11 protein-coding genes are annotated in these 12,631 nt (G+C 31.9%); 6 read left to right on the top strand and 5 right to left on the bottom strand.

Features of this window, described 5'->3' with window-relative positions; genetic code table 11:
• The first annotated feature begins 6 nt into the window (after positions 1 to 6).
• Positions 7 to 666, top strand: coding sequence for a hypothetical protein (locus HPY57_05725; protein NPV11275.1), 660 nt, complete (start codon positions 7 to 9; stop codon positions 664 to 666).
• Here the strand turns inward: HPY57_05725 and HPY57_05730 are convergent.
• Together HPY57_05730 and HPY57_05735 are read right to left on the bottom strand one after the other, a co-directional pair.
• Positions 663 to 1,016: an STAS domain-containing protein gene (locus HPY57_05730; GenBank protein ID NPV11276.1), complete on the bottom strand. Its 354-nt coding sequence runs from the start codon at positions 1,014 to 1,016 to the stop codon at positions 663 to 665. The genes HPY57_05725 and HPY57_05730 overlap by 4 nt on opposite strands.
• Before the next feature lie 71 nt (positions 1,017 to 1,087).
• Positions 1,088 to 1,957, bottom strand: a complete 870-nt coding sequence (locus HPY57_05735; protein ID NPV11277.1) for an MBL fold metallo-hydrolase — start codon at positions 1,955 to 1,957, stop codon at positions 1,088 to 1,090.
• 154 nt (positions 1,958 to 2,111) lie between these two features.
• Here HPY57_05735 and HPY57_05740 point away from each other — a divergent pair, with 154 nt between their 5' ends.
• From HPY57_05740 to nrfA, 5 genes are all read left to right on the top strand, one after another.
• Positions 2,112 to 2,543 (top strand): Rrf2 family transcriptional regulator, encoded by a 432-nt coding sequence (locus HPY57_05740; GenBank protein ID NPV11278.1) that lies wholly within the window; start codon positions 2,112 to 2,114, stop codon positions 2,541 to 2,543.
• A 30-nt stretch (positions 2,544 to 2,573) separates the two neighbouring features.
• Positions 2,574 to 3,677, top strand: coding sequence for a 4Fe-4S binding protein (locus HPY57_05745; GenBank protein NPV11279.1), 1,104 nt, complete (start codon positions 2,574 to 2,576; stop codon positions 3,675 to 3,677).
• 64 nt (positions 3,678 to 3,741) lie between these two features.
• Complete coding sequence (locus HPY57_05750) at positions 3,742 to 4,713, top strand: hypothetical protein (GenBank protein NPV11280.1); 972 nt, start codon at positions 3,742 to 3,744, stop codon at positions 4,711 to 4,713.
• Between the two features lie 8 nt (positions 4,714 to 4,721).
• Complete coding sequence (nrfH, locus tag HPY57_05755) at positions 4,722 to 5,321, top strand: cytochrome c nitrite reductase small subunit (protein NPV11281.1); 600 nt, start codon at positions 4,722 to 4,724, stop codon at positions 5,319 to 5,321.
• Positions 5,322 to 5,336: 15 nt separating this feature from the next.
• Positions 5,337 to 6,791: an ammonia-forming cytochrome c nitrite reductase gene (gene nrfA, locus HPY57_05760; GenBank protein ID NPV11282.1), complete on the top strand. Its 1,455-nt coding sequence runs from the start codon at positions 5,337 to 5,339 to the stop codon at positions 6,789 to 6,791.
• A 412-nt stretch (positions 6,792 to 7,203) separates the two neighbouring features.
• On the opposite strand, the gene HPY57_05765 is transcribed toward nrfA, so the two are convergent.
• The 3 genes from HPY57_05765 to mfd are packed head-to-tail and all read right to left on the bottom strand — an operon-like array spanning position 7,204 to position 12,630.
• Positions 7,204 to 7,701: a hypothetical protein gene (locus tag HPY57_05765; GenBank protein NPV11283.1), complete on the bottom strand. Its 498-nt coding sequence runs from the start codon at positions 7,699 to 7,701 to the stop codon at positions 7,204 to 7,206.
• A 12-nt stretch (positions 7,702 to 7,713) separates the two neighbouring features.
• Positions 7,714 to 9,369 (bottom strand): N-acetylmuramoyl-L-alanine amidase, encoded by a 1,656-nt coding sequence (locus HPY57_05770; GenBank protein ID NPV11284.1) that lies wholly within the window; start codon positions 9,367 to 9,369, stop codon positions 7,714 to 7,716.
• A 3-nt stretch (positions 9,370 to 9,372) separates the two neighbouring features.
• Positions 9,373 to 12,630: a transcription-repair coupling factor gene (gene mfd / locus HPY57_05775; protein NPV11285.1), complete on the bottom strand. Its 3,258-nt coding sequence runs from the start codon at positions 12,628 to 12,630 to the stop codon at positions 9,373 to 9,375.
• Between the last annotated feature and the right edge of the window lies 1 nt (position 12,631).

The following is a 12,631-nucleotide window of genomic DNA, read 5'->3' on the forward strand; positions in this document are numbered from 1 at the left end:
TCAAAAATGCTGAAAAAATATTTCATCATCTTTTTAACATTTTCAGTTCTTATTGGATGTTCATCATCAAAAGAGCCAAGAAATCTTTATTATGCCAAACAAGAAGTTAGAGTTTATATTGACGATACCACTCGATATTTAAGAGATATTCGAAAAGTTGTTGAAGAAGCGAAGAAATATGTTGAAAAAAACTTTGACCCAACAAAAAACAATGCAGCTATTTTTGATATTGATGAGACTTCGCTGAATAATTTCGAATATATCAAGCATTATGATTTCGGTTTTACAATGGAAAGCTGGGAAGATTGGATTGATTCAGCAAAAGCCACTGCTATTGAACCGGTTCTTGAACTTTATAAATTCATTAAACAAAAAGGCATTAAAGTTTTCTTTATCACTGGTCGATATGAATCAAAAAAGATTAAAAATCCCGACCCAACAGTTAAAAATTTAATCGATGTAGGATTCAAAGACTTCGACGGAATTTTCTTCAAACCCAGAACTCCTAAGATGAAAACTTCAGAATTCAAATCATCAATCAGGAAAAAATTGGTCGAACAGGGTTACTACATTTTTATTAACATCGGCGATCAATTTTCAGACTTTGAGGGAGAATATCCGGGAAAAACTTTTAAGTTGCCTAACCCAGCTTACTTAACTTTTTAGAAGAAAGATTTTTTTGCTTCATCTATGTTGTTGTAAATTCTTAAAAGTTTATCGAGTTGAGATACTTCAAATCTTTCGTAAACCGACTGAGATTTCACGACCAGATTCATTTTGCCGTTTATCATAATCAGTGATCTGTAAGTCTCCACTATCACACCTATCAATGAACTTTCGATAAATTTCAAATCCGATAAATCCAGGAGTATCTGGTAAAATTTCTCAACATCAATTAATTCTTTTAGTATTTCTTTCAACTTTATTGAAGTCGAAAGGGAAACAATTTCTCCTGAAATTTTGACAATGCAATATCTTTCTGATTTTTCAATTGTAATCACATTGTTGTTATTCATTTTTCTCTCTTTTATTCAAAATTTTTTACCAAACATTACAGCATTAAAAATAGTTCTGAAAAAATACACTTTTAAATTAATATTTCTAACTGATCGTAAGACGCAAAACAATTTACATTACTACCTAAACTTTTTAAGTAAGATTTTGTCTCATCGACAAATTTATCAATAAATTCATCATCATAATCCGGATCGTAATGAAACAAATATAAATTCTTAACCTTTGCGAGATTTGCAAAAATTGCAACTGCCAGATTGCTCGAGTGCCCCCAGCCAATTCTTCTGTTATAATCATCAAATGAATAGCTTGAATCGTGAATCAAAACATCCGCATCAAGACAAAAATCAATCAAGTTCTTATGATTTGTCAGAATTAATTTTTCAATGTCTTCAACAGAATGATTGTTTTGAATTAATTCATTATCAGTAAAATAAACTATCTTTTTATCACCATTGGTTACTTTATAACCAAGCGTTGGATTGGGATGATGAAGCTTGATCGTTTCTATCTTAAACTTCTGGGTTTCATATACAAAATTGCTATCAATATTGTGAAATTGAAATTTAGATTTGAAGTAATCTTTTGTAATAGAAAAAAGAGGAGGACTTAAAATTAAATCCAAAATGTCTTCAGTATTTTTCAATGTATAAGGTTGAGCAAGAATCTCAATATTAAATTCATCATTATACAAAGGAGCAAAAAAAGGCAATCCAACAATGTGATCGGTGTGAAAGTGAGATAGAAAGATCTTTATGTTTCGATAATTTCTGTTAATTAAATCAATTCCCAGTTCACGAATGCCTGTGCCCGCATCAAGAATAATCAACTCATCAGAATCGTCGAATGAAACTTCAATGCATGGAGTATTACCTCCATACTTGCAATAATTCTTGCCCGTTACCGCGATGGAACCTCTTGTTCCCCAAAATTTAAGTTTCATAGTAAAAATTAAGAAAAATATTTATGTGAAAGAATTACAAATCAAATTATTCTGCGATTTAAATCTAATAATTGGTCTGGCTATTCACCAATTCATTTTTTTAATCAAGATTTTTTCTTAAATTAAATCAGATAAAATTATCTTATTATAAAATATGTCAGTGATATTTTCTAAAAAATGTGAATACGGTTTACAAGCAATTCTTTATCTGGCGAGCAAAAACGATAAAGAATTTTTTTCGGCTAAAGAAATAGCCAGCGACTTAAAAATTCCAAAAGAATTTGTTTCCAAGATTTTACAATCACTTGTGAATTACAAAATTGTCGGTTCAAAAAAAGGTAAAAACGGAGGTTTCTTTCTCGCCAAAAAACCAAGTCAAATTAGATTGATTGACATTGTTGAGGCTATTGATGGCTTGAAAGTTTTTGAAACTTGTGTCCTGGGATTCCCTGATTGCAAATCAGATGTTCCTTGTCCGGTTCATTATCAATGGGGGAAATTAAGAAGTATGGCGTATGAAATGCTCAGCGCCGAAACCATTGATAAATTCACTGATAAGGTTCTCGAAAAAATAAAAACTCTATAGTCAGAAAATTTTAAATCTTGTGGTTTTGATATGCGGACAGAAATTGAAGCAATCACAAAAATCAATTCTCAAAAGTTAAATCAGCCAAAGAAATTAAAAAACAAAATTATAAAGAACGAGGAAAGATCAATTCAGAAGGTAAGATTTATTATTCAAATCTTATCCGTTTTACTTTCAATCTGGATCGGAATTGAGTTTATTCTATTCGTTAAATTTTTAGAAAGCGGTGGTCAGTCAATTTTTGTCGAAAGGCCACCTGGTGTTGAAGGCTACCTTCCAATTAGTTCACTAATGTCGTTGAGATATTTTCTGGCAACCGGAGAAATTCACTGGGCACATCCAGCTGGAATGTTTATTTTTTTAGCAATAGTAATGATGTCACTTGTGATCGGAAAATCTTTTTGCAGCTGGTTCTGTCCAATTGGATTTCTATCTGAAAATCTTGGGGATTTTGGAGAAAAGATTTTCAAAAAAAGATTAAGGATGCCAAAATTTTTGGACATACCTCTTCGAAGTTTAAAATATCTTCTTCTCGGATTTTTCCTTTATGTGATCTTTTTTGCAATGGATATTATTTCCCTCAAACTTTTTCTCGATAGCCCATATAACCAAGTAGCTGATATTAAGATGTATTATTTCTTCGCTCGAATTTCAAAATTCTCTCTCAATGTAATAATAATTCTTGCAGTTCTCTCAATTCTTTTCAGAAATTTTTGGTGCAGATACTTATGTCCTTATGGTGCATTACTTGGATTGGTTGGGCTTCTTAGTCCAATTAAAATTAAACGAAATATCAAATCCTGTATCGACTGTAATAAATGTTCTAAAGTTTGTCCAAATTTTATCGATGTGGCTCACAAAAAATATGTAATTTCTGATGAATGCAACTCTTGTATGAATTGCGTTGATGTTTGCCCGGTAAAAGACACTCTTTATTTAGAAATTCTTCCAGCCAAAAGGAAGTTTTCTAAGAAATTTGTTGCTGCTGCTGTAGTTGGATTATTTATGTTAATCACTGGACTAGGTATGATTACAGGCAACTGGAAAAATAAAATCAAACTGGAAGATTATTTCTACCATATTCAAAGAATAGAAACTTCTGATTATTCACATCCAACAGGAGTAAATAAATAATTCCTTATGTAAATTGAATCAATAACTTCAATCAAACAAATCAAAAAACAAAAAGGAGAGAAAAATGAAAAAATTACTAACGATATTCTGTTTCACTCTGCTCTTACTTTCCAATTTAAATTCGCAAAGCTTAACAAAAATCTCCGGTCTTGCATACTATGACTATTACTACAATTTAAAAAATAACGACATTACCAAAAGAGACCAGCAAGGTTTCCAATTCAGACGCGTGTTTTTAACTTTTGATTTTGATGTAACAAATAAACTCTCTGCAAGATTAAGAATTGAACCAGAGTATCAAGGAATAAAAGATAATAACAAGCAATTTCTCTTTTTGAAAGATATGTTCTTTCAGTACAAATTCGATCAATTCCAGCTATTTGCGGGACTAATGCCTACTCCAAATTTCGAAGCTGAAGAAAGATACTGGGGATATCGCTCAGTTGAAAAGACCCAATCCGATTTAAGAAATTGGATAACAATCCGTGATTTAGGATTATCTATTAAGGGGAAAGCCAGCGAAAGCTTGAATTATGCAGTAATGATTGGTAATAATAGTTTTCATGGAACAGAAACTGACAAATACAAGAAATTATATTTTCATCTTTTCAATTCCTTTGGTAATAATATTGGCGCATCATTTGACTTTAACTTTGCAAATGGTCCTCAAAATAAAAATGTTCTTTACTCTAAGTTTGGATTATACCGATCGACTAACAGTTATTCAGGAGGCTTAACGTTTGTTTATGGACTAAGACAGAAATATTTGAGCAATAATGAAAGTTTAAATGAACTCGGCTTATCAGTTTTTGGTAACTATAAACTTTCAGATAGCTGGAAAACATTTCTTCGATTTGATTATTACGAACCAAATACTAAAAACTCTTTAGATCAAGAGTTTACACTCATTGGTGGTATTGACTATATGCTTGATAAAAATTTAAATATCATTCCAAACTTTATTTATAATGATTATGAAAACCGAAACTTTCAGGATGACTTAACATTTAGATTAACATTTCATTATCAATTTTAGGTAGAAATATGAAAAGTGGAGTAAAAAAATTAATTGATTACATAATTCCACCTCACAACTGGATTGTTGCTGTATCTTTGATTGTCGGGCTTTTTGTTGGAATTGCGATGTTAATCCTTTACATTTCAAATGCACCATCATATCTATCCGATAGACCAGAAGCTTGTATAAATTGTCATGTTATGACGCCTCAATACATCACCTGGAGAAATTCAAGTCATTTTAGAGTTGCAACCTGTAATGATTGTCATGTTCCGCAGGATAACTTCGCAAGGAAATTATATTTCAAAGCAAGTGATGGGCTAAGACATACAACCGTATTTACTTTTAGAATGGAACCTCAGGTAATTCAGATCAAAGAAGCAGGGAAAAAAGTTGTTCAGGAAAATTGTATTAGATGTCATCAGAATCTTATTGATCAAACTGAGTTGATTAATGTTAGTTATACAAAATTCTCACACGGTAAGGATAAATTATGCTGGGATTGTCATCGAGAAACACCTCATGGCAGAGTTAATAGTCTTGCATCTACGCCTTATGCTCGTGTTCCAAAATTAAATCCTGTATTACCCGATTGGCTTAATAAATTTTTCCAAACAGAGAAATAAAAAAAGGAGAGAACTATGAAACCAATAAGAGAACTAATTAAAGAAAAACCCTGGACTGGTTGGTTATTATTTACATTAACTGCTATTATAGTTTTTCTTCTTGGACTTTTTGCCTCCTCAATTGTCGAACGAAGAAGCGAATCAATGATGCTTCAGCAAGTAAAACCAATTAATGAATGGGAGCCAAGAAATGAAGTCTGGGGAGAAAATTATCCAAGAGAATATGAAACTTACTTAATGACAAGCGACACAACTTTCTTTTCAAAATATGCTGGAAATGGTCATATCGATTTACTCGAAAAATATCCATCTATGGTTATCTTGTGGGCAGGTTACGCTTTTTCAAGAGATTATAATCAAGCAAGAGGTCACTATTACTCTGTAGAAGATGTTAGAAAAACTTTGAGAACTGGTGTTCCACAACCTGCAACTTGCTGGACTTGTAAAAGCACCGATGTTCCAAGATTAATGAGTGAAATGGGAGTCGCAAACTTCTATAAAGCTAAATTAACTGATCTGGGCGCTGAAGTGTTGAATCCAATTGGTTGTCAGGATTGTCATGATCCAAAAACAATGAATTTAAGAATTACAAGACCTGCATTAGTTGAAGCTTTCCAAAGACAGGGGAAAGATATTACAAAAGCTACTCATCAAGAAATGCGTTCACTTGTTTGCGCTCAGTGCCATGTTGAATACTACTTCAAAGGCGAAGGCAAATATCTTACTTTTCCCTGGGATGATGGAATCTCCGTTGAAGCAATGGAAAAATATTATGACGAAATTGAACATGTTGATTTTGTTCACGCTTTGAGTAAAGCTCCTATAATTAAAGCACAACATCCCGATTGGGAACTTGCCCAATTTGGAATTCATGCACAAAGAGGCGTAAGCTGCGCTGACTGCCATATGCCATACAAAAGCGAAGGTGGAGTAAAGTTTACAAGCCATCATGTGGTCAGTCCATTGAAAAATATTTCTGGTTCCTGTCAGGTCTGTCATCGTGAAAGCGAAGAAACATTAAGACAAAATGTTTACGACAGGCAAGATAAAGTTCGAGAATTATTAGACATCGTTGAAAATAGTCTCGTTAAAGCTCATATTGAAGCAAAGATTGCATGGGATAATGGTGCAAAAGAAGAAGATATGAAACCCATATTAAAATTAATTCGTCAAGCTCAGTGGCGATGGGATTACGTTTCAGCAAGTATTGGAGGAGCCTTCCATGCACCACTTGAATGCGCAAGAATTCTTGGTAACGCAATTCAAAAAAGCGAACTAGCCAGAAACGAACTAACCAAACTTTTGATAAAACTTAATGTGAAGTTACCTATTCAATATCCCGATGTTTCAACAAAGGAAAAAGCTCAAAAGTATATAGGGCTTGATATGCAAAAACTCTTTAAAGAGAAAGAAGAATTTCTAAAAACTGTTGTTGCTGAATGGGATAAAAAAGCAAAGAAGAATTATTAATAATTCAGGTTGATCATTTCAAGATTGTAGTAACAAGACATCCTGATTAAAAATTATATGAAAATCAGGATGTCTTTTCGCTGTTAATTCAGAATTAAAAGCTGGAGAGATACACAGAGTAAAAGAGTGTTAAAATAGAAGTGAGACCAATTAATTGCTTTTAGAGAAAGGGCGGTCAACTGACCGCTTTTTTAATTAGATTTTTTTATTTAGCTAGTAAAATCGATATTTCTCATTAAGTTTTCAATCATTCTTAAACTGTTGGAGTTTAAAATTTCGGCTGCTTATGAATTGATAAAAAATCTCTGTACATTTTTATGAATGAACGGGAACTCTTCTTCTTTTTTTTTAAATTTCTACTAATCTCAAAGTTTTAATGATTTATTAAAAATATTTTTGATTATTTGGTTTTTTAATCAAACTCAAAATCACGAATAAAATAAGGAACAAAAAACATAAAAAGGAAACTAAAAATTGCCATTGCTACGAACGCATAACCAATCTCTTCAGCATATTCAATAATATTTAATTTATTTAATATCCAGTTCCAATCATGAGCGCCACCGATAATTCTAAGTTTCATCTTGTTTGCATCATCAACATAAACACTTATGTTAATAAAATTATGACCGAGCCAGAAGAAAAAAATTTGAGAAAGATATCTTTGACCTTTTAGAAAAAATACAACCCCAACACTAAACGGTAAAATAATCTGCATTAAAGTCCCACCAAGAAATTGAATGAATTCTCCAAACAAACCAAAAATTAAATGACCTGGTTCATGAATAAATAAATCTATCAAATCCAAAAAAGTGTAGTTGCCCCGATTAAGAAGGAAATAAATTGCCGCAAATGATAAAAGATAACTTAACCAATAATTCTTAAAGTGACTCTTTAAAGTATCATTCACAAAAAAGTGAACTCATTTCGTTGCGAGTTTTTCATAATAATTTTTGTAATCAACTACAGCTTTGAAAATTGCTTCTGCAATTTCTTGTTGACCTTTTTCGCTTCGCAAATAAAGCTCATCTTCAGGGTGATTAATGTAACCTGTCTCAATTAATACACTCGGCATTGATGCACCAACAAGGACAAAGAATCCAGCCTGTTTAACTCCATTATGCTTAAGAGGCAAACTTTTGTGAAATTTTTCTGAAAGTAGTTCAGCAAATTTTTCGCTGTGTCTTACATTTGCTGTTGACGCCATTGCGGTTAAAATAAAATTCTCATCGCTTAAATACTTATATCTTTCCTGATAACCTTCTTCAAGCTTAATTACACTATTTTCTTTTTCTGCAATTCGAATTGCATCTTCAGTTCTTCCAGGTCGAAGTATATAAACTTCTGAGCCTTTATTTAATCCAGGCTTATCATCTGTTGAATTACAATGTATCGAGATAAATAATTTTCCATTATTTTCATTTGCAATTTGTCCACGACGATAAAGCTCAACAAATTGATCATCTTTTCTTGTGTAGATAACTTTTACATCTTTTAATTTATCCTCGAGTAATTTACCCAGCTTTAAAGCTATTCCAAGATTTACATCTTTCTCTTTTATTCCTCGATAACCAATTGCGCCTGGATCCCTCCCACCATGTCCAGCATCAATTACTATAACATCGAACTTGGAGTTTTTATTTTTTGCCTCAAGTATTTTCTTGCTTTCTTCTTTTAATTTCTTGATAATATCCGATGAAACATGTAACAATAGCAAAACATCATTTGTTTTCTTTTCACTGACTATTTCTTGAGATTGAATCTTTTCTCTTAATGTAATCTTCAAATCAGCATCTTTCCCATTTTGAATTGAGTTGACTGCTGAAATTATACCAGAACTTAATTCAGTATTAAATCTATCAGTATCAATTGTTGAGTTAGGAATTCTTAAATAAAGAAAATTTCCCGACAGATTTTTCGAAACACTTTTAATTTGTTTCCTGGATTTTATTCTGAGGATATATCCATTCGCTTTCTCTTCCATGGTAAAATCATACAAATCAAAGTTCGTTTTTGGCGGAGATGTTTCATAAGTTATTTGGGAAGACCGCGGTAAGTTCACATCTGCTCTGGAAGATGTAACCATTTGTTGTGGGATATTTTCAACTGGTTTTGAAGAGGCTAATTTTCTCTCTGATTTATTGTATTTGATATTGATTAAAAAAACTTTTTCGTTGATCTCAACCTGAATTGATGTATACTTATTTAAGAAATTTGATATGCCTTTTGCTGGAATAAACAACTTTCCGTATCTATAATCAACATTCTGCTGCAATTGAATAGTAAACTTTTTCCCATCGTTTTGAACAAAAAACAAAAATGGATTATAAGCTGTAATAAATAAGTTGCCTTCGTTCAGCGAAATTTGTCCTCTTAAAACTTCTGAATCAAAATTCAATGGTATTTCAAGAACACTAAGTAAATCTTCAATTGCAATAAAAGTTGCATTTGATTGATAAGCCCGTATCATCAATTGAGATGGTTTGCCATTTAAATTAACAGAGAAAGAATAAAGTTGTGCAAATAGCTTATTCCAGAGAGCTAAAATCAAAAAAGCTATTATAACTACTTTTTTCATTTTTTAATTAACTCCGAAATTCCTTATTAATTCTTTAGCATCTTTATTCTTTTCTCTTTCGATTATAAGAATTATCTCGTTTAAAAACTTGCGTAGAAATTGCATAGACTGAAATGCACTAATTACTTCAATTTTGAATTCAATCAATAGATTGTCTTTTATTTCCTTAAGCTGACTCTTATCTCCATAATATTTGACAATGAAATTAATAATCTCATTAAAATATAAATCATAGTATTGCGTTTTTTCTTTTCTCGGAAAACTTAAAGCAATTCGATGCTTTTGAATTATTACTTTCTCAAAAAATGCACTTTGAGCGAGTAAACGAATTTTAGCAATTTCAAAAAGGTTAATCACACTATCGGGGAATTCACCAAATTGATCCCGCATTTCATAAGCGATTTCGTCAAGTTGTAATGAATTATTTGACGAGAAAATTCTTGAATAATAATTAAGCCGAATTTCCTGATCGTAAATGTAATCATCAGGAATTGTGTAATTGAAAAATACTTCAAGAGTAGTTTCTATATTTTCTTTTTCAAGTGTCAGTTTGATGATATCAGGATACTCCTGCTGCTTAATTTCACTCACTGCCTCTTCTAAAATTTTCATATACATATCGAAACCAACTGCATTAATAAATCCGCTCTGTTCTGTACCGAGCAAATTTCCAGAGCCGCGAATTTCCAGATCTCTCATTGAAAGAGAGAATCCACTTCCAAGTTCGGAAAATTCTTCAAGTGCTTGAATTCTTTGAATCGCGTCTTTCGTAATTGTTTTTAAAGATGGAACAACAAGATATGCATAAGCTTGTTTGTTAGTCCGTCCGACTCTCCCCCGAAGCTGATAAAGTTCAGCAAGTCCAAATCTATCAGCACGATTGATTATGATTGTGTTTGCATTAGGAATATCGATGCCTGATTCGATTATTTTAGTACTTACAAGAACATCATATTTTCTTGAAAGGAATTGATGCAGCACTTCTTCTAGCTTGGATGGTTTCATCTGACCGTGAGCAACTATAAACTTCGCGTCAGGAATATGGGATTGCAGATAATCTGCTATTTTTTGAATTGATTTCACTCTATCGTGGACAAAAAATACCTGACCGCCTCTGCTTATTTCAAATCTTATAATCTCCCTAATTCTATTAATATCGAATCTCATTACTTCCGTAATTATTGGCAAGCGGTTCGGAGGCGGAGTTGTAATTAAAGAAATGTCCCTTAATCCGCTTAATGCCATATTCAAAGTTCGAGGTATCGGTGTTGCTGTTAAATAAAGCGTATCAACATTCGATTTAATTTTTCTAATTTTTTCTTTTGCAAGGACTCCAAATCGATGTTCTTCGTCAATTATCAAAAGACCAAGATCTTTAAATTGAATATCCGATGAAAGAAGTCTATGAGTTCCAATTATAATATCAATCTCACCTTTTTTTAATTTCTCGACGATTTTGGTTTGTTCTGATTTTTTAATAAATCTTGAGAGTATTGCAATTTCGACTGGATATTTCTCAAGACGGTCTTTGAAAGTATTGTAATGCTGCTCAGCAAGAATTGTCGTGGGAACAAGTACTGCAACTTGTTTACTATCCATCACTGCTTTGAATGCAGCACGGATAGCAACTTCTGTTTTTCCAAACCCAACATCACCACAAATTAGACGATCCATTGGAAAATCCGATTCCATATCTCGTTTTATTTCTTCTGTAACTTTTATCTGGTCAGGGGTATCTTCATAATAAAAACTTGCTTCCAGTTCTTTTTGCCAGACAGTATCCGCTGAAAATTTAAAACCTTTAGAAGCTTTTCTCTCAGCGTAAAGTCGAATTAGCTCCTGAACTGCATCTTTAATCTTTTCTTTTATTTTCTCTTTTGTGTTTTTCCATTCAGCTGTTCCAGGTTTTGATAATTTTGGAACAGCTCCTTCTTTTGAAGAATACTTTTTAACTTTATGAAGATAATTGATATTTACATAAACTATGTCGTTATCCGCAAAAGCGATTTTAATAGCTTCATGAGTTGTATCATCAAATTTTATTTGTTCAAGTCCAAGAAATTTCCCGATACCATAATCTGAATGAACAACATAATCGCCAATTTGAATCGTTTTTAAGAATTGTGTAGAAGATGTTTTTGGTTTTTTAACTGATCTTGAAGAAATAAAGAAAGGTCTTTCAAAAATTTGATGCTCAGGAAAAATTGCAACTTTGTTCTCTTCAAGGATAAACCCATCAAGAACGGGAATTAATTCGAATTTTATTGTACCATCATCAATTCTTTCAAGGAAAAATTCTGAGTATTCCAGTAATAGATCCTTCACCCTCTGCAATTGTGATTCTTGATCAGATGTAATAACTATTCGATAATTTTCCTTAACTAATTTTTTTAATTCGTATTCAAGTATTTCTAAATTTTTATGAATAGATGGAATGGAGCGAATCCTAAAATCAATTAACTCTTTTGAATGAAATTCTTTTTCAACGATCAGTTTGTAAGTTCGTAATTCATCTGCCCGATCCAATAAAAATATTTCCCTTGTAATTAATATCGGATTACTGGCATAGTCAAATAACGAACTATCCTTCTCGACAAATTCACTTAAATTGGTCGAATAAATAGGATATTCATTAATAATTTGAAAAGATCTCTGACTTTCTGGATCAAATAGTCTTAATGATGATATTTCATCCCCATCAAATTCGATTCTAACTGGAGTGGTGTGGGAATAAGAAAAGATATCAATGATAGAACCTCTAACTGCAAACTCTCCTTTTGATTCAACGAACTTTTGTCGGCTATAATTTAATTCTTCGAGCAATTGAATAAGTTCGTTATAAGATAGTTTGGTATCCTTACTAATTAGTATTTGATTGCGTTCAAATACGTCTTTTGATTGGACTTTAATATCTAATGTTTTTGGAGTGGTAACTATTATAAATTTATCTTTTTGAATTTGTGTCAAAAATTCTTCTGTACTCAACGAATGAATATCTTCTTGCTCGAAGGTGAAAAGGATAGATTGTTCTACCAAGCCCAATAATTCTAATTCAGATTTTATTTGTCGGGCTTGAATGTAATTTTCGCAAATTAGAAATGGTGTGAAATCTTTCTTGAATAATTCAATTGTAAGATATGTTTTTAAGCTTAATGGTAATTTTAAAATCGAGAATGTACTTTCCCCTTCCAATCTTTGAATGATTGGCTCAAATAGCAAATGATATTTTGTAATTATTTTTATTGTGTCTAAGTATTTCAAG

This window comes from Ignavibacteria bacterium, assembly GCA_013177855.1.
Classification (GTDB): domain Bacteria; phylum Bacteroidota; class Ignavibacteria; order Ch128b; family Ch128b; genus Ch128b.

Excerpts from the sequence above, each read along its gene's own strand:
- HPY57_05725 (NPV11275.1), top strand. The coding sequence starts at position 7 with ATGCTGAAAAAATATTTCATCATCTTTTTAACATTTTCAGTTCTTATT.
- HPY57_05730 (NPV11276.1), bottom strand. The coding sequence starts at position 1,016 with ATGAATAACAACAATGTGATTACAATTGAAAAATCAGAAAGATATTGC.
- HPY57_05735 (NPV11277.1), bottom strand. The coding sequence starts at position 1,957 with ATGAAACTTAAATTTTGGGGAACAAGAGGTTCCATCGCGGTAACGGGC.
- HPY57_05740 (NPV11278.1), top strand. The coding sequence starts at position 2,112 with ATGTCAGTGATATTTTCTAAAAAATGTGAATACGGTTTACAAGCAATT.
- HPY57_05745 (NPV11279.1), top strand. The coding sequence starts at position 2,574 with ATGCGGACAGAAATTGAAGCAATCACAAAAATCAATTCTCAAAAGTTA.
- HPY57_05750 (NPV11280.1), top strand. The coding sequence starts at position 3,742 with ATGAAAAAATTACTAACGATATTCTGTTTCACTCTGCTCTTACTTTCC.
- nrfH (NPV11281.1), top strand. The coding sequence starts at position 4,722 with ATGAAAAGTGGAGTAAAAAAATTAATTGATTACATAATTCCACCTCAC.
- nrfA (NPV11282.1), top strand. The coding sequence starts at position 5,337 with ATGAAACCAATAAGAGAACTAATTAAAGAAAAACCCTGGACTGGTTGG.
- HPY57_05770 (NPV11284.1), bottom strand. The coding sequence starts at position 9,369 with ATGAAAAAAGTAGTTATAATAGCTTTTTTGATTTTAGCTCTCTGGAAT.